Genomic DNA, 17,484 nt, shown 5'->3' with positions numbered 1-17,484 from the left:
GCTCTCGCGCCATACTGCTGCCACCATGCGCATCCTGCTCGTCGAAGACGACGAACAACTCGTCGAAACTACCGCCCGCGCGCTGCGCTCCCAAGGCTGGGTCGTGGACTGCACCGCCCGCGGCGAGCCCGTGCCGCGCTCGCTGAAGGAGGACGCCTACGACCTCCTCATCCTGGACATCGGCCTGGCGGGCATCGACGGCTTCGAGACGCTGCGCCGCGTGCGCGCCGAGAGCATCGCCGTGCCGGTGCTGATCCTGACCGCCCGCGACGCCGTCGAAGACCGCGTGCGTGGCCTGGAAGGCGGCGCCGACGACTACCTCGTCAAGCCCTTTGCACTGACCGAACTGGTCGCCCGTGCCCGCGCCCTGGTGCGGCGCAGCCAGGCACGCACCAGCAACCAGCTGCAGCTGGCGCGCCTGCGCATCGACCAGGAAGCCCGCCGCGCCTACATCGACGACGAGCCACTGGCCCTGTCCGCCCGCGAATGGGACGTGCTCGGCTTCCTGATGGCGCGCTCGGGCAAGGTCGTGCCCAAGGAGCACATCGCGCTGGCCAGCAATGCCTGGGACCAGGGCGTCAGCGACAACGCCATCGAGGTCTGCCTGTCGCGCCTGCGCGCCAAGATCGAGCCGGGTGGTGTGCAACTTCGCACCGTGCGCGGCCTCGGCTACCTCCTTGAAGAAATCGGCTGAGTTGTCGATTTCGCTTTTGCGATACCGGCAACGCATGGAACTGGCGTCTTTCGGGCCGAGCGCCGGGCCGCTCCCTAGCCGGCCCGCGATGGCGATGTGCTTGTGGCTCAACGCCGCAAGCATCGCCGTCCCCTCGGGGGACCGGCCAAGGTACTCCTTGGACGAGGGGTTTCAGTAGTGGCTGAGGGTTCGCACTCCAGCCTGCAGCGGCGGCTGTTCGGCTGGCTGATGCTGCCGCTGGTGCTGGCCTTGCCCGTGCTCGGCACGGCGCTGTACGAGCAGGTCAGGCACAGCGCGCAGAGCTGGCTCGACGAGGGCCTGGAGGACACCGCGCTGACGCTGGCGGGCCAGATCGACGTGCGCAGCGGCGAGCCCCGCATCGATGTCAGCGCCACCATGGACCGCGCCCTGCGCTTCGACCGCCAGGACGATGTCTTCTACCTGGTGTTGGCGCCGCGCGGCGAGGTGCTGCAGGGCGACGCCGGCCTGGCCGAGTTGCAGCCCCGCCCGGCCCCGCAGGCGGCGGGCCACTCCTCCTACGGCGACGTCAGGCTGCGCGGCCGAGAGCTGCGCCTGGTGCAACTCGGCCATGACTGCGGCACCGGTGTCTGCCAGATCCTCGTTGCCGAGACCCTGCACAAGCGCGACGCGCTGCAGAGCGAGATCGGCAGCTCGGTCGCGTTGAACGGCGTGGCGCTGGCTTTGCTGCTGGCCCTGGCCGGCTGGTGGGCCATCCGCCAGGGCCTGGCGCCGCTGACGGGCCTGAGCGCCGAGCTGGAGCATCGCGACCTGCACCGGCTGACACCGCTGGCGGCCAGCCTGCCGCGCGAGCTGGTGCCACTGCAGGCCGCCTTCAACCGCCTGTTCGAGCGCCTGGCCCGCGCGGCCGGCGCCCAGCGCGAATTCCTGGCCGACGCGGCCCACCAGCTACGCACGCCGCTGACCTCGCTGCAGACCGAGATCGAGCTGGCCATGCTGGAGCCGCACGACCAGCGCGTGGACCCGCTGCTGGAGCGGCTGCGCCAGCGTGTCGTGCGCAGCGCCCGCCTGGCCCAGCAGCTGCTGTCGCTGGCCCGCGCGGAGGACCGCAGCGTCGACGTGGGGCAGCGCATCGACCTGCGCGACATCGCCACCGAAAGCGGCCAGGACTGGGCCCATCGCGCGCTGCCTGCGGGTGTCGACCTCGGCTTCGAATTGGCCGAGGCGCCGGCGCTGGGCCATGCCTTCCTGCTGCGCGAGCTGCTCGAGAACCTCATCCACAACGCCGTCAGCTACGCCGGCGCAAGCGCCCGCATCACGGTGCGTTGCGGCAGCGATGCGGCCGGACCGTGGCTGGAGGTCGAGGACAACGGGCCCGGCATTGCGCCAGCCGACCGCCCGGCCGCCATGCTGCGTTTCCGCCGCGGTGATGCCGCCACGGGCACCGGCAGCGGCCTGGGCCTGGCCATCGCGGCCGACATCGCGGCCCGGCACGGCGGCCGGCTGGAGCTGCTGGATGCCCACGCCGGCCCGGGGCTGCGGGCGCGGCTCAGCCTGCCGCCGCTGCCTCCGGACCCAGCCCCAGCTGCTTGAAGAGGTTCATCGCGACGACGACGCGCCGCCCCGGCGTGGCCGGCACCTCGTGCATGGTGATGCCCGGGAACATGATCAACGTGCCGGGCCGCGGCTGGTAGGCGCTGGTCTTGGAGAACACCAGCGGCGCGCAACCGGCTTCAGCTTCCAGGTAGACAACGCAGCTCAGGTCGGCCGGCCAGTGGTTGTGCGGGGCCGTGTAGTCGGCCTGTTCGTAGATGGCGCCCCAGCAGTGGGTGACGAGCAGGTCCAGCCCGAGCGAGTCGAGCTCGCCCGACCAGGCTTTGGGCGCGGCCGCCTTGGCGATCTCGACGACGCTGGCGCACAGCGGCAGCAGCTTGGCATTGAGCATGTGGCTTTTCCACGGGCTCATGTACACCGACTTCACGTTGGACTCGGGCGACTGCGGGTGGCTGATGCGCAGCTCGTCGATGGCCTCGCGCGCCAGCTGCAGCCGGTCCGCGATCGGGCCCAGCTCGGCAATGATGACGGGCAGTTCGGTCTGGACGCTGGCGCCGACGATGCGTACGGATTCGGGAGTGCTCATGCCGACATTCTGGCCATCGGCGCTGGCGGGCCAAGGCCGGAAAAACGCCCGGTTCAGCCCAGCGCTTCGTACAGCGCCTGCATCTCCTGCGTCAGCTTGTGGCGCGCATCGAGATGGATCATGGGCCGGCTCAGCTCGTGCGACTCCTTGACCTTCACACTGCTCGACAGATACGGCTGCAGCACCGGCAGGCCCTCGTCCAGCAACTCCTGCACGACGCGCTGCGGCAGCGAGGCGCGGGCCTGGAACTGGTTGACGACGATGCCCTCGACCGACAGCTCGGGTGCGTGGTCGGCGCGGATCTCTTCAACGGCTTCCAGCAGGCCGTAGAGCGCCCGGCGCGAGAAGTCGTCGCAGTCGAAGGGGATGAGGCAGCCCTGGGACGCGATCAGCGCCGAGCGCGTGTAGAAGTTCAGCGCCGGCGGCGTGTCGATCCAGATCTCGTCGTAGTCGTCGGCCAGCGGCAGCAGCGCGTCGCGCAGCTTGTAGATCTTGTAGCGGCTCTCCAGCTTGCCGTGCAGCTCATCGAGCTCGGCGCTGGCCGGCATCAGGTGGAGGTTCTCCCAGGGCGTCTCGACGACGAACTCGGTCGCGCCAGGTGCGCGCACGCTGAACTTCAGCGTCGACTCGAAGAACTCAGCCGAGCCCGCGGCGCCTTCATCCAGCGCATCGCCCATCAGGTAGCGGCTGGTGTTGCCCTGGCGGTCCAGGTCGATGACCAGCACCCGCTTGCCCGCTGCCGCGGCAATCGCCGCCAGGTTGCTGGTGATCGTGGACTTGCCCACGCCACCCTTCTGGTTGAACACCACACGCCGCATCGCCGCCTCCGTTGCTGGATGCGGCGATTGTGCACTGCACAAAAGTCRGTGGGCCGGCGTGGTTTCGGCGAGCGGATGGGCGATGCCGCCATCGCCATAGGTGCGCACCACCTCGGCGATGACCACCTGGTAGCCCCTCAGCCATTTGGCCTGGGCCTGCTTGGCCTCGCGGTGCGCGGGGTGGCTCATCAGCTGCTGCAGGGCCTCCATCGAGTCCCAGTAGTAGACGTTGGAGATCAGCCCGTTCGCTGCGTTCTCCCAGGCTTCCTCGCCGAGGTAGCCGGGAATGGCGCGGGCGATGGCGGCGATGCGGTCGTCCAGCGCGAAGAAATCGGCGTCGTAGTCGCCCTTGGCGAAGGTGAAGGTGGAGGTGTACATCAGGCGATTGTCGCCAGGGCGCGCTCAACGAAGCGGCGCGGCACCATCGTCTTGGGCACGCGCACCGGGAACCAGCTGCGGATATCGCTGTCCACGCCAATGCCGTGCATGAAGTTGTACAGGCCCTTCTTCAGCCCCTGGCCCAGGCCGTCGTGATCGGTGGGCGTGGGGTCGATGAAGGCGACGTCGTTCTTCGCAAAGCGGCCATCGGCGGGCAGGGGCTGCAGCGTGACGCCGTATTCCGCCGGGTTCAGTCCGACGGGCGAATGCACCGTGCAAGCGAAGCGGTGGAAGAAGCCGCTGTGGATGCAGCCGTTCTCGAACAGCTGGCGCACGTACTCCAGCGCGTCCACGGTGTCCTGCGTTGTCTGCGTGGGGAAGCCGTACATCAGGTAGGCGTGCACCAGCACGCCCGCATCGGCAAAGGCCTTGGTCACGCGCGCCACCTGCTCGATGCTGACGCCCTTTTTCATCAGCTTCAGCAGCCGGTCCGACGCCACCTCCAGCCCGCCCGAGATGGCGATGCAGCCGCTATCGGCCAGCAGCTGGCAGAGCTCGGGTGTGAAGGTTTTCTCGAAGCGGATATTGCCCCACCAGCTGATGGCCACGCCGCGACGGATCAGCTCCTCGGCCAGAGCCTTGAGCGCCTTCGGGGGCGCGGCTTCGTCGACAAAGTGGAAGCCCGTCTGGCCCGTCTCCTTGACGATGGCCTCGATGCGGTCCACCAGCACTGAAGCCGACGCGGCCTCGTAGCGCGAGATGTAGTCCAGGCTGACGTCGCAGAAGCTGCATTTCTTCCAGTAGCAGCCATGAGCCACGGTCAGCTTGTTCCAGCGGCCGTCGCTCCAGAGCCGGTTCATCGGGTTGAGCATGTCCAGCAGCGACAGATAGCGGTCCAGCGGCAGGCCGTCCCAGGTCGGTGTGCCGACGTCATCGAAGGGAATGTCGGGCTCGACGAAGTTGGTGTACCTGACCTCCGTGCCGTCGCGCCAGAAGGTACGCACCAGGCGCGTCTTGGAGCGCTTGCCGGCGACGTGCTCCAGCAGCGCCAGCAGTGGCCGCTCGCCGGCGTCCAGCGTCACATAGTCGACAAAGTCGAAGACGCGCGGCTCGGCCAGTTCGCGCAGCTCGGTGTTCACATAGCCGCCGCCCAGCACGCAGACGACCTCTGGCCGTGCGGCCTTGATCGTCTGGGCGATGCGCAGGGCGGCGTAGACCGAACCAGGGAAAGGCACGGACAGCAGCACGACCTCGGGTTGGTGCTGTTCCAGCGCGGCCAGCGTCAACGTGTGCAGCGTGCGGTCGACGAGATTGGGCGGAGCGGCCAGGGCGGTGGCCAGCGGGTCGAAATGCGCTTGGGCCGCGGCCAGGGATTCGGCATAGCGGACGAACTCGAAGCGTTCATCCACGGCGTCGCGCAGTACGTCGGCGAGGTCGTTCAGGAAGAGGGTTGCGAGGTGGCGCGCGCGGTCCTGCAAGCCGAGGGCGCCAAACGCCCAGGCGAGCGGGTCGCCGCCGTCCTCGTCGACATAGGCGTCCAGCGACGCGAAGCGTGCGCCTTCGGGCAGGAAGGCGCGGGTATTGATGCGATGCGCCAGCGTCGGGTCGCGGCCCTGCAAGAAGCCGAGGACGCGCGGCGTGGCGGCAGCTATTGCCGGGAACTCGGCGGCAAACCAGGCCGTCTGCGGCGTGCGCTCGCCTTCGGGCAGGGCCAGCACGGCTTCATGCAGCTGGGCCAGGCCGGTGGGTGTGAACAGCTCCAGCACCAGGGCCAGCGCCAGGTCCACCTGCTGCGCATCGATGCCGCGTGAGCGCAGGAAGCCCGTCAGGTAGGCGGTGGACGGGTAGGGCGTGTTCAGCTGCGTCATCGGCGGGATGACGGAGAGGACGCGGGAACGATCAGACGGCATGCCGTGATTGTCGCGGCCGTCGGCCTCACGGAGATTGCATGCCGGCCGCACCTAGCCGGCCGTGTCTGCAGCGTGATGCTTTGCTTGGCCTTTTGCTAACTGACGGGAAATAGACACATCGTTTCGTGCCCTATTGCACGGATAGACTGATTAGCAAATATCAGCCGAAGAGTGCGAATGAAAACACTGAACAGGAAATTGCCGAGCTGGTGGGGTGCGCTGGTTGCAGCGGCGCTGCTGAGCGCATGTGGCGGCGGTGGTGGGAGCGGCGGCGAGCCTCCCACACCGCCGACCCCTTTGCCAGATACCCTCAGCGTCACGGCACCGGCGACGGCCGAGTCGACCAGTGAGCTCCAGTTTGGCAGCAGCGCGCCCTCGACGGCGGGCCTCAGCTTTGGTTGGGATTTCGGTGACGGCAAGACCAGCACCGAGACCAGTCCGAAGCATCAGTACGCCAAGGGTGGCGATTACGACGTCAAGCTCACAGTGAGCAACGCTGCAGGCGCATCAAAGACGGAGGTCGTCCGCGTCAGCATCACCAACCTGAACAACGTCAGGGGCCTGCAATGCTCCAAGACAGGCGATGGCGGCTGGTGCTGGCAGCAGCCGTTACCGCATGGCAATGTGCACACCGACAGCTTCTTTGCATCCAAGACCTCGCTGTTCGTAACGGGAGAGCATGGCGAGCTGTCCCGGAGCACGGATGGCGGCGTCACCTGGTCGACTGAGGCCAGCGGTTCCACGAAAGCGCTGAGGGCCGTCAGTTTCGCTTCGGCGAAGCACGGCTGGGTCATGGGTGACGAGCCCACGTTGCTCCGCACGACCGATGGTGGGGAGACATGGAGCCGCACGGCCCCCGTGCCCCTTGCGCTGCGAGCCGGCTTTGGCAGTCGGCTGGTGGCGGTCGACGATCAGATCGCTATCGTCGGCACCACGGGCCTGCACACGACCGATGGGGGCGCAACCTGGGCGCGGCACGATTTTTTTCTCAGCGACATTTCATCGCGCGGGACGTTCTGGGGTTTCTCCGGTGCCGAGTTGAGACGCTCCACGGACTTCGGACGGACCAGCACGGTCGTGCTCGACCTGTTGGCTCATGGCAATGGCGGTAGCGCGTTCTTCAACCTGGTCGACGACCAGACCGTGGCTGCCGGATGGGTGTTGTCGACGTTCGACCCGGCCACGGTGAGCTGGGTAACAACCTATACGCTCCTCCTGAGCTTTGACGGCGGTGACAGCTGGCGCCGCGTCGACCCGAGCACCCTTGATGGCGCCGCGATGCCGGTGGGCAACAGGCTGAGCATCATCCGGGCGAGCGCAGCGGACCAGGTGCTGCTGGCCAGCCTCGACAATCGGACGCTGATCTCCAGCAACGACGGCGGAACGCACTGGAGCACCGTGCGGCTGCCTGCGCTGGGCGCCACCGGCGAGGGAGCCCTGGCCGTCGGCACGACGGTGCTGGTGCCGTCACAGGGCCCCTTTATCTGGCGGCCATCCGAATTGGGAGGCGAGTACGCAGAACGCGGTCTGGCCTGGAGCGGTGACGGAGGGCAAACGTGGTCCTCCGCATCGGTGGAGGGCCTCAGCAAACCCACCTATGCGGCCTTCAAGCGCCTTCGTCAGGTCGATGGCAACGTCTTCAGCATGCAGGACAGCACCGGGCGCGCCTTCCTGTCGACCGACGGAGGACGCAACTGGACGATCGCGGTCGACGCCGCTCTGCTGCGCAACGACCTTCCCTCGTCGCCCTGGTTTGGCGAGTACTCCATGAAACTCGCCTTCCTCGACGCCAAGCGCGGCCTTGGTCTGGATGCGACGGGCCAACTGCGCCAGACGAGCGACGGCGGGCGAACCTGGACGACCAAGCCGAGCACGGGCCTGCCCTCCACGGCCACCAACACGGCGCTGCGCTTCGTCGACGACAAGATCGGCTGGATGCTGCAGAGCGACGGCCGCCTGTACAAGACGTCGGATGGCGGCGCCACATGGCGTGATGGCCAGCTAGTTCATGGGGGCCTGGTGCGATTCGACTTCGTCGACGCCAACCGTGGCTGGGGCGAGCCGACCGATCGGCGCGGGCTGGTGTTTACCCGCGATGGCGGCCAGACGTGGATGACCCTGTCACCGCCGCAGACGGTGAGCGTAGGTGGGCTGTTCTTCGGAGACGGGCGACAGATCGTCATCTATGGACTTCGCACGTTGCTGGCAAGTACGGTGGACGATGGCCAGACCTGGACGGTTCTCGCGCCCAACGTTGAATCGCCGTTCAACACGCGCAGCAAAGTCATCGCGAGCGATGCCAAGACCTGGTGGTCCGCGCAAACCTTCGGCTTGTACCGTTCGGACGACGCTGGCGCCACCTGGACCGAGGTGATGGGCGTCAGCGGGCAGTTCGCTGACATTGCGTTCGCCGATGCCAACAACGGATGGGCTGTCGGCCGTGGGGGCATGGTTGTTGCCACCACGGATGGCGGCAAGACGTGGGTCAGACAGCCCACGCAGGCAGACCGCGACCTGTGGCGCATCCAGGTGGTGGACAGCAAGACGGCCTGGATCGAAGGTGAGGCGGGGACAGTGCTGGCTACCGGCAACGGTGGTCGTTAGCTGGCCGGCGCGCGGCGGCGGGCCGGCGAAGCGCGGCTCACCCCACCAACCACCCAGCCAACTTCTCCGCAATCATCAATGTCGGCGAATTCGTATTCCCGCTCGTGATCGTCGGCATCACGCTCGCATCCGCGATGCGCAGCCCGCTCACGCCGCGCACGCGCAGCCGTGAGTCGACCACCGCACCGGGGTCGTCCATGCGGCCCATGCGGCAGGTGCCCACGGGCTAGATGGTTGTTGATATCGCGCGCCAGTTCCTCGTCGGTCTGGTACTACGGCCGCCGCCAGCGTCAGCTGCTGCAGCGCAAGACTGAGGCCTGGGCACCCTGACATGGCTTGCGTCGATCGGCGCATGCCTTCCTATTTGGACGGTGCTGCATTCATGGCCGGATCGTCGATGTGTAACGGTGGCCAGACGGTACTGGAAGCGCCACTTGTTCACAGCGTTACGCCGCGATTTCAGATACATTTTTTTCACTGATGACAAAGGCACACCCGAGCGAAAGCCGGGGTCGCAAAGCTTCCGGTCTAAGGCCCGCCTGGCGGGTTACGACAGCGGGGTTGCCAAGGACAAGCCGCCGGCAGGTCGCCGTCGACATGGCAGCTCTTCCGTCGCCGGGATGCGGCGCGACGCCCGACCGGGCGTGTGCGTAGGAATCAGCGCAACAACGAAAGCTGTCCATGAAGTCCACCACGCTCCCTCTTCGATTCGTAGTTCTGATCGAGTGGCGCCTGCACGCGGCGCTTGCGCTGCTGCTGACGCTGGCTGCATTGCTGTGGCCTGCACTGGCGCAAGCAGCGCCGCGCGACAAGATTGCCGCCGATTTGCGTCAGGCCGTCGATTCGGCCGCTGCGCCTCGCCAGCGCTGGCAACAGGAACTGGCTGGTCGCCGCTACGTGCACACCCTGGTCGTCAGCGACGGGCGGGACGCCGAGCTGGTCGAGCTCCGCCGCGCGGTCGTGGCGGCGGGTGGCACCGTCTACTGGCGCTACCAGTCGGTGCCGGCGCTTTTCGTGACCTTGCCCGTTGACAAGGTTGACGCGCTCGCTGCGCGGCCGGACGTGCAGAGCATCTCGCCGAACCGGCGCGCGGCCCGCACGTTCAGCCTGACCGAGGCCTCCACCGGCGCAGCCGACGTGCGTGCCGCCACGATCGGCGCGGCGCGGGGCCTGGACGGCTCGGGCGTCGCCATCGCCGTGCTGGATTCGGGCATCGCTGGGAACCACACCGCGTTCACCGATGGCCAGCGCTCGCGGGTCGCACGCGCCGTCGACTTTGAGAAGGTGACGCAAGGCGGCGCGGGCCGCGCCTGGCAGCCCGGCGTCGACCGATCCGACGCGGCGCTCGATGAACGCCCCCAAGCGGCGGGCGGGGCGGATGCATATGGCCACGGCACGCATGTCGCGGGCGTCGCCGCAGGCCGCTCGACGTCGCGTCTGCCCGAGTCAAGCGGCATTGCGACCCAGGCCTCGCTGGTCGACGTCAAGGTGCTTGACAGCCGCGGCGAAGGCGAGCTGAGCGATGTGCTGGCCGGGATCGACTGGGTCATCGCGCATGCGAAGCAGCAAAACATCCGCGTGCTCAACGTGAGCCTTGCCGCCGATTCGACCGAGTCGTATCGGACCGACCCGCTGTGCGGCGCTCTGCGCGGCGCGAGCGCAGCCGGCCTCGTGGTGGTCGTTGCCGCCGGCAACTACGGCACGGACGCTTCCGGCCAGGAGCGCTACGGCACGATCAGCTCGCCGGGCAACGAGCCCTCGGTCATCACCGTGGGGTCGGCCAACACGCAGGCGACGGCCTCGCGCAGCGACGACGCAGTCAACCATTTCAGTTCCCGCGGGCCCACCCGCGGCGGCCTGTTCCTGCCCGACGGGCGCCGCGTCGCCGACAACCTGCTCAAGCCGGACCTGGTGGCTCCGGGCAATCGCATCGTCGGCCCGATGGCGGCCGGCAGCACGCTCGCCACGGACTTCCCCTCGCTGTCGGCGCCCTATGGCGGCACGGCGCAGCCGCGGGGCCGCGGGCTGATGGACCTGAGCGGCACTTCGGTCGCTGCGCCGGTGGTGTCCGGTACCGTGGCCCTGATGTTGCAGGCCAACCCCGGCCTGACGCCCCCGTTGGTGAAGGCGATCCTGCAGTACACCGCGCAGGCCCTGCCGGGCGCCAACCTGCTGCAGCAGGGCGCGGGCCTGTTGAACGTCGACGGCGCGGTGCGGCTGGCCGGTGCGCTGCGCAGCGATCTCGCCACGGTCATCGCCAGCGGCCGCATCGCGGCGGGTGCGCCGCTGCTGGCGCCGGGCCAGGTGATGCCCGCGCCGGTGTCGATCATCGGCGGTCAGTCGGTGCCCTGGAGTCGCATCATCTTCGCCGGCGGGCGCCACCTCTACAGCGGCAGCGCGCTTTTCACCCGCTACCAGCCGGTGTACGACCCGGGCCTGTTCTGGGTGGGCGGCAGCGCGACGCGCGTTACTGTCCAGATCCGCCCCGGCGCGGCGCTGTCGACGATCACGGCGTCTCCCGTGCCGACGGGGCAGCGCTTCCTGACCGACGGCGTCATCACGCTGAATTCGCTGGTCGGCCGCAGTTCGCTGCTGGGTCGCACGGGCGTCTTCGTCCCCACCGCGACGCTTTCCGGCTGGCTGGCATCGGGCAGCGGTGTGGTGCTCAGCGAAGGCGTCGTCCTCAGTGAGGGTGTGGTCCTCAGCGAAGGGGTCGTCCTCAGCGAAGGCGTGGTGCTGAGCGAAGGCGTGGTGCTCAGCGAGGGTGTCGTGCTGAGCGAGGGCGTGGTGCTCAGCGAGGGTGTCGTGCTCAGCGAAGTTGCCCGCACCGGCGAACGATGATGGTTGCTGCAGGCGCCGAGCCCGGAGTGAGCTGGCCTCGGCGCGTCCATCAGGCACTGATGCCGGACTACAACCGCAAGGCGGCGGTGTATTGGTGGGCGGTGGTCTGCATCGGTGTGGTGGTGCTCGCGCACTCGTTGCGCCACGTCGTGAGCCTTTCGCCGGATGCCTGGTTGCGCGTGGTGGGCGGCACGCTGCTGGCGATGCTGGCCGGGCTGGTGCCGGTGCGGATTCCGCGTTCAACGAACTCGTTCACCGCTGGCGAGATCTTCATCTTCCTGCTGCTGCTGCTGAACGGGCCGGAGGCCGCGGCCGTGGCGTCGGCAGCGGAAGCGCTGGTCGGCGCCTGGCGCACCTCCAAGCGCTGGACCAGCCGCATCGCCAGCCCCGCGATGGCGGCCATTGCCATGTTCAGCGCCGGCACGGTGCTGCACGTCGCACTGGGCGAATTGCGCAACCATCAACTGGAGAGCGACAGCCTGATCCTGCTGGGCGCGATCCTGTTTGCGCTCGCCTACTTCGTGCTGAACACCGTGATGGCCACGGCAGTGCCACGGCTCAAGCGCAACGAGCCGCTGTCGGTCCGGGCATTCGTCGACGCATTCGGCTGGCTTGGCATCGCCTACGCGGGCAACGCCTCGGTGGCGACATTGCTGTTCCTCAGCTTCCGGCAGTCGGGCATCGTCGTCGTCGTCGCGGCCACGCCGATCATCGTGATCCTGCTGACGACCGGCCACTTCTTCTTTCGCCGCGAGGAAGCGGCCGAAGCGGTGCGCAAGGCGCGCGAGCAGCAATTGGCGCAGAAGCAGGCGCTGGAGAACGCGCGCCAGTCGGGCATGGCCGAGATCGCCACCAACGTGCTGCACAACGTGGGCAATGTGCTCAACAGCGTCAATGTGTCGGCCGAGTTGATCAGTGGCAAGGTCCGCGGTTCGGAGGCGGCTGGGCTGGCCCGCGCGGTGGCGCTGCTGGACGCGCATGCGCAGGACCTGGGCGACTACCTCACCCGCGACGCGCGCGGGCGGCTGCTGCCAGGCTATCTGAAGCAACTCTCGGTGGCGGTGGCCGAGGAGCGCCAGCAGATCCTTGACGAGCTGGCGGCGCTGACGCGCAGCGTGCGCCATATCAAGGAAATCGTGGCGACGCAGCAGTCCTACGCCGGCGCGTCCAGCATGGTCGAATCGACCCGCATCACCGACTTGATCGAAGATGCGCTGCGCATCGATACCGGTGGCATCGGCCCTCTGCGCGTGGAGCGCGAGTTCGAGGATGTGCCGGCATTGATGCTGGACAAGCACCGCACGCTGCTGATCCTGGTGAACCTGATTGGCAACGCGCGCCATGCGGTGCTGCAGGCGCCGCCCAACGTCGGGCAATGCATCGTGGTGCGGGTACGGGCGGTTGAAGGCGATCGCCTCCAGGTGGCTGTTGCCGACAACGGTTGCGGCATCGCGCCGGAGAATCTCACGCGCATCTTCGCGCACGGGTTCACGACCAAGCAGGACGGCCACGGTTTTGGCCTTCACAGTTGCGTATTGGCAGCTCAGGAGATGGGCGGTACGCTGACTGCCCACAGTGACGGCCCCGGAACCGGGGCCACCTTCACGCTTGAGCTACCCCTGACCGCTGCCACGGACACCCAGGCATGAACTCCTTCGAGAACCGTCGCGTCCTGCTGGTCGACGACATGCCGACGATCCATGCGGACTTCCGCAAGATCCTGGCGCCCGAGCTCGGCGCCGCGTCGGCGCTGGAAGCCGCCAAGGCGGCATTGTTCGGCGACGAGATCACCGCAGCTGCCCAGCCCTTCGAGCTCGACTCGGCCTACCAGGGCCAGGAAGGCCTGGCCCGCGTGGTCGAGGCGCTGGCGCAGGGCCGGCCCTATGCGGTGGCCTTCGTCGACATGCGCATGCCGCCCGGGTGGGATGGCGTGGAGACGGTCGAGCGCCTTTGGCAGGCCGACCCGAGGCTGCAGGTGGTCTTCTGCACCGCCTACTCCGACGCCTCATGGGAGGAGGTGCTGCAGCGCCTGGACACCCGCGGCCGGCTGCTCATCCTGAAGAAGCCCTTCGACAACATCGAGGTGAGCCAGCTGGCCAACGCGCTGGCTGCGAAATGGCAGGCCACGCAGCAGGCTGCCGCGCAGATCGATCAGCTGGAAGCTGCGGTGRCCGCGCGTACCACCCAGCTGACGCAGGCGAACGCGGCGCTGCAGGCGGAAATCACGGAGCGCAAGCAGCTGCAGACCCAGCTGGTGCAATCGCAGAGCCTGGCGTCCATCGGGCAGCTCGCCGCCGGGGTGGCGCACGAGATCAACAACCCGATTGGCTATGTCTTTGCGAACCACGGCACGCTGGATACCTACCGGGAACAGTTGTTCGGGCTGCTCGGCGCCTACCGCGCGGCCGAGGACCAGCTGCCCGCGAGCCTGGCCGCATCGCTTGCAGCACAGCGGGAGCAGGTGGGCCTGGACTATCTGCACGACGATATGCCGGCGCTGATCCAGGAGTCGCGCGAGGGCCTGATGCGGGTTCGCCAGATCGTGCAGGACCTGAAGGATTTCTCACGCGTCGACGCCGGGCAGGAATGGCAGCGCGTCGACCTGCACGCGGGCATCGAATCCACGCTCAACCTGGTCGCTGGCGAAGTGCAGCACAAGGCCGACCTGGTGCGGGAGTTCGGCCGGTTGCCGGACGTCGACTGCATGCCGTCGCAGATCAACCAGGTGGTACTGAACCTGGTCGTCAACGCAGCCCATGCGATCGATAGCGGGGTGCGCGGCACGATCACGCTTCGAACCGGTTGTGAAGGCGACGCGCATGTGTGGCTGGAAGTGGCCGACACGGGCTGCGGCATGCCGCAAGAAGTGCTCGGGCGCATCTTCGAGCCTTTCTACACCACCAAGCCGGTCGGCCAGGGCAGAGGGCTCGGGCTGTCCTTGTCCTACGGCATCGTGCAAAAGCACGCCGGGCGCATCGACGTGCACAGCCAGGTCGGCAGCGGCACGACGTTCCGCGTCACGCTGCCGATGCGGCGCGCCGAGGCGACGCCGGGCTGAGCGCGGTGACTGGGGCCCAGGTCGGTGCGCCGAACGGCTACTGCGCCAACCACCCCGCCAGCTTTTCCGCAATCATCAATGTCGGCGAATTCGTATTGCCGCTCGTGATCGTCGGCATCACGCTCGCGTCTGCGATGCGCAGCCCGCTCACGCCGCGCACGCGCAGCCGCGAGTCGACCACCGCGCCGGGGTCGTCCTTGCGGCCCATGCGGCAGGTGCCCACGGGGTGGAAGATGGTCGTCGCGATGTCGCCGGCCAGCCGCGCCAGTTCCTCGTCGGTCTGGAACTGCGGGCCCGGCTTGTATTCCTCCGGCTTGAAGCCGGCCAGCGCCGGCTGGGACACGATGCGGCGCGTCAGCTTCAGGCTTTCGGCCGCGACGTGCCGGTCCGCCTCGGTGGACAGGTAGTTGGGCCGGATGGCCGGCGCCACCGTCGCGTCGGGCGAGGTGGCGAGCACCGTGCCGCGGCTGGTCGGGTTGAGGTTGCAGACGCTGGCCGTGAAGGCGTTGAAGCCGTGCAGCGGTTCGCCGAAGGCATCCAGCGACAGCGGCTGCACGTGGTATTCCAGGTCGGGCCAGACCTTGTCGGGGTGGCTGCGCGTGAAGGCGCCGAGCTGGCTGGGCGCCATGCTCATCGGGCCGCTGCGGCGCAGCGCGTACTCCAGGCCGATCATGGCCTTGCCGAGCAGCGAGGCCGAGCGCGTGTTCAGCGTCTTCGCGCCGTCCACCTTGTAGACGGCACGGATCTGCAGATGGTCCTGCAGATTGGCGCCCACTCCCGGCAGGTGCTGCTCGACCGTCAGCCCCAGGCTCTGCAGCAGGTCGGCCGGGCCGAGGCCGCTGAGCTGCAGGATCTGCGGCGAGCCGATGGCGCCAGCGGCCAGGATGACCTCGCCGCCGACGTTGAGCCAGGGCTGTTCGACGCCATGAGGTGTCAGCACCTCGACGCCGCTGCAGCGCAGGCCCGTGTCATCCTTGAGCAGGCGCAGCTTGCGCACCTGGGCGCCCGTCCACAGCTCGAAGTTGGGCCGCCCAAAGGTGGTCGGCCGCAGGAAGGCCTTGGCCGTGTTCCAGCGCCAGCCCTTCTTCTGGTTGACCTCGAAATAGCCCACACCCTCGTTGTTGCCGGCGTTGAAGTCGCTCGTGGCCGGGATGCCGGCTTGGGCGGCGGCGGCGGCAAAGGCGTCGAGGATGGGCCAGCGCAGGCGTTGTTGCTCGACCCGCCACTCGCCCTTGTGGCCGTGCACGGCGGCAAAACCCTCGGGTGCGGTCTTGGGCGTGTCCAGCCGCCAGTGGTTCTCGTGCTTGCGAAAGGCGCGCAGCACGCGCTCCCAACGCCAGGTGTCATCACCTGTCGCCTCGGCCCAGTGCTCGTAGTCGCGGCTCTGGCCGCGCATATAGATCATGCCGTTGATGCTGGAGCTGCCGCCCAGCACCTTGCCACGCGGGTAGCGCAGGCTGCGGCCGTTCAGCCCGGCCTCGGCCTCGGTGTTGAAGCACCAGTCGGTGCGCGGGTTGCCGATGCAGTAGAGGTAGCCGACGGGGATGTGGATCCAGTGGTAGTCGTCCTTGCCGCCGGCCTCGATGAGCAGGATGCGCTTCTCCGGGTTGGCGCTGAGCCGGTTCGCGAGCAGGCAGCCGGCGGTGCCGGCGCCCACGATGATGTAGTCGAAACCTTGTCGGGACATTGAGGCGCTAGCTGGGCATGCGAAGGGCGAAACCCCAAGCGTACGTCACTCGGCGTTGGCGCTCCCCAGGCGGTACCAGTCCAGCTTGCGCGTCAGCGTCATCACGGTGGCGAGCACGGTGAACAACAGGATGGCGCCGATGGCCAGGGCCGCCTGCTCGCGGCTCAGCAGCACGTACAGCGCGCCGTAGAGCAACGCGATGCCACTGCCGAAGGCCGCGCCGCGCAGCCAGCCGCCCAGCATGGCCGCGGCGTATTGCGTCAGCACCGCGGCGGCCGCGCCCGAGGCGATCAGGTAGGCCACCAGGAAGGACAGGTGCTCCGACAGGCTGAGCAGCAGCAGGAAGAACAGGCTCAGCGCCAGGCCGACGAGCAGGTATTGCACCGGGTGCACGCGCCGGCCAGTCAACAGCTCCGTGAGGCCGACGGTGACGAAGGTCAGCGCGATGAACATCAGGCCGTACTTGATGGCACGGTCGCTCATGACGTAAGGGTTCACGGGGTCGATCAGGTCAACGCTCAGCGTGTCCAGGTTGCCGTTGCCGGCGATCACGTCGGCGACGCCGCCGCTGGCCAGTTCAGTGACCTGCCAACGCGCCTTGAACCCGTCGTCGCTGACGTCGCTGCCCGTGGGCAGGAAGCGCCCGCCGAAGCTCGGGTGCGGCCAGCTGGATTCCAGCGTCATGGTCGTGTCGCTGGCGGCGGGCACGAGGGCCAGGCTCTGCGTGCCGGCCAGGTCCACGACCAGCTTCAGCTCGAGGCGCTCGCCGGGAGGCGGGGTCTGAACGATGGCATGCAGGCCCGAGGGATAGGCGGCGTCCAGCGTGCCGGGCCTGACGGTCAGCGCATGACCGTCGCGCGTCAGGGTGACCTTGCGCAGGCCGCGAGCGTCCTTGGCTGAGAACATCGCGATGACGTCGCCGCATTCGACGCGGCCGCCGGCGTTGTCGGGCCTGGGTGTCAAGCCGGAGGTTTCCTCCCAGCGTGCCAGCAGGGTCAGCTTGCCGGCATAGGTGTTGACCTTGAACAGGCCGCGATGGCGGGGATCGGGGACGAGGTCGCCGCTGACCTGCAGCTGGGCAGGGGGCAGCCGATGCGCGAAGTTGCGGGTCTGGACGCCATCCTTGTAAGGCGCCCAGGTCTCGGTGCATTGGCGCAGCAGGATGGGGCCCAGCAGCGTCTGCGGTCCCGCCAGCGACTGCTCGACGTTTTGTTCGGCCTCGCGCTGCCGAGCCTGGCGCTCATGCGCGAGGCCGCGGATCTCGCCGAGCACGACGACCAGCAGCAGGGTGATGACGGCCAGGATGACCAGCTTGAGGAAGAGGGGGTGCTTGTTCATGCCGGCAGCATCGCCAGCGGTGGTGAGCAGACAACGA

11 protein-coding genes, 2 pseudogenes and 1 riboswitch are annotated in these 17,484 nt (G+C 68.2%); of the genes and pseudogenes, 6 read left to right on the top strand and 7 right to left on the bottom strand.

The window, feature by feature from the left end:
* Positions 1-25 precede the first annotated feature (25 nt).
* Together ACXJKJ_RS07725 and ACXJKJ_RS07720 are read left to right on the top strand one after the other, a co-directional pair.
* Positions 26-694: a response regulator gene (locus tag ACXJKJ_RS07725; protein WP_056191837.1), complete on the top strand. Its 669-nt coding sequence runs from the start codon at positions 26-28 to the stop codon at positions 692-694.
* A gap of 177 nt (positions 695-871) precedes the next feature.
* Positions 872-2,266 carry a sensor histidine kinase gene (locus ACXJKJ_RS07720; RefSeq protein WP_457389688.1) on the top strand — a complete coding sequence of 465 codons (1,395 nt, stop codon included), beginning with the start codon at positions 872-874 and terminating at the stop codon, positions 2,264-2,266.
* Here the strand turns inward: ACXJKJ_RS07720 and ACXJKJ_RS07715 are convergent.
* The 4 genes and pseudogenes from ACXJKJ_RS07715 to ACXJKJ_RS07700 form a co-directional block, all read right to left on the bottom strand.
* A complete protein-coding gene (locus ACXJKJ_RS07715; RefSeq protein ID WP_457319922.1) occupies positions 2,223-2,813 on the bottom strand; it encodes a hypothetical protein in 591 nt (196 codons plus the stop codon). The genes ACXJKJ_RS07720 and ACXJKJ_RS07715 overlap by 44 nt on opposite strands.
* A gap of 53 nt (positions 2,814-2,866) precedes the next feature.
* Positions 2,867-3,631, bottom strand: a complete 765-nt coding sequence (locus tag ACXJKJ_RS07710; RefSeq protein ID WP_056191844.1) for a ParA family protein — start codon at positions 3,629-3,631, stop codon at positions 2,867-2,869.
* A gap of 66 nt (positions 3,632-3,697) precedes the next feature.
* Positions 3,698-4,009, bottom strand: a pseudogene (locus tag ACXJKJ_RS07705) (antibiotic biosynthesis monooxygenase family protein); the annotation flags it as partial.
* Positions 4,009-5,919, bottom strand: a complete 1,911-nt coding sequence (locus ACXJKJ_RS07700; protein WP_457389687.1) for a B12-binding domain-containing radical SAM protein — start codon at positions 5,917-5,919, stop codon at positions 4,009-4,011. The pseudogene ACXJKJ_RS07705 and the gene ACXJKJ_RS07700, both read right to left, overlap by 1 nt.
* Positions 5,920-6,096: 177 nt before the next feature.
* Here ACXJKJ_RS07700 and ACXJKJ_RS07695 point away from each other — a divergent pair, with 177 nt between their 5' ends.
* Positions 6,097-8,523, top strand: a complete 2,427-nt coding sequence (locus ACXJKJ_RS07695) for a YCF48-related protein (protein WP_457389686.1) — start codon at positions 6,097-6,099, stop codon at positions 8,521-8,523.
* 37 nt (positions 8,524-8,560) lie between these two features.
* On the opposite strand, the pseudogene ACXJKJ_RS07690 reads toward ACXJKJ_RS07695, so the two are convergent.
* Positions 8,561-8,749, bottom strand: a pseudogene (locus ACXJKJ_RS07690) (GMC oxidoreductase); the annotation flags it as partial.
* A gap of 252 nt (positions 8,750-9,001) precedes the next feature.
* Positions 9,002-9,092, top strand: a riboswitch (cyclic di-GMP riboswitch).
* Between the two features lie 112 nt (positions 9,093-9,204).
* Here ACXJKJ_RS07690 and ACXJKJ_RS07685 point away from each other — a divergent pair.
* Genes ACXJKJ_RS07685 through ACXJKJ_RS07675 form a run of 3 tightly spaced genes read left to right on the top strand, consistent with a single transcriptional unit; the run spans position 9,205 to position 14,422 of the window.
* Positions 9,205-11,364: a S8 family serine peptidase gene (locus tag ACXJKJ_RS07685; protein WP_457389685.1), complete on the top strand. Its 2,160-nt coding sequence runs from the start codon at positions 9,205-9,207 to the stop codon at positions 11,362-11,364.
* 59 nt (positions 11,365-11,423) lie between these two features.
* Positions 11,424-13,013: a sensor histidine kinase gene (locus ACXJKJ_RS07680; RefSeq protein WP_457389684.1), complete on the top strand. Its 1,590-nt coding sequence runs from the start codon at positions 11,424-11,426 to the stop codon at positions 13,011-13,013.
* The gene (locus ACXJKJ_RS07675; protein WP_457389683.1) at positions 13,010-14,422 is read left to right on the top strand and encodes an ATP-binding protein; all 1,413 of its coding nucleotides are present in this window, start codon (positions 13,010-13,012) and stop codon (positions 14,420-14,422) included. Before ACXJKJ_RS07680 ends, ACXJKJ_RS07675 begins: the two co-directional genes overlap by 4 nt.
* A gap of 37 nt (positions 14,423-14,459) precedes the next feature.
* Here ACXJKJ_RS07675 and ACXJKJ_RS07670 read toward each other — a convergent pair whose 3' ends face one another.
* Positions 14,460-16,109, bottom strand: a complete 1,650-nt coding sequence (locus ACXJKJ_RS07670) for a GMC family oxidoreductase (RefSeq protein ID WP_457389682.1) — start codon at positions 16,107-16,109, stop codon at positions 14,460-14,462.
* A 45-nt stretch (positions 16,110-16,154) separates the two neighbouring features.
* Positions 16,155-17,447 (bottom strand): cell envelope integrity protein CreD, encoded by a 1,293-nt coding sequence (creD, locus tag ACXJKJ_RS07665; protein WP_457389681.1) that lies wholly within the window; start codon positions 17,445-17,447, stop codon positions 16,155-16,157.
* Between the last annotated feature and the right edge of the window lie 37 nt (positions 17,448-17,484).

Source organism: Roseateles sp. P5_E1 (assembly GCF_054049335.1).
Note: the sequence above shows the minus strand (reverse complement) of the source record. Positions and strands in the feature narration are given on the sequence as shown.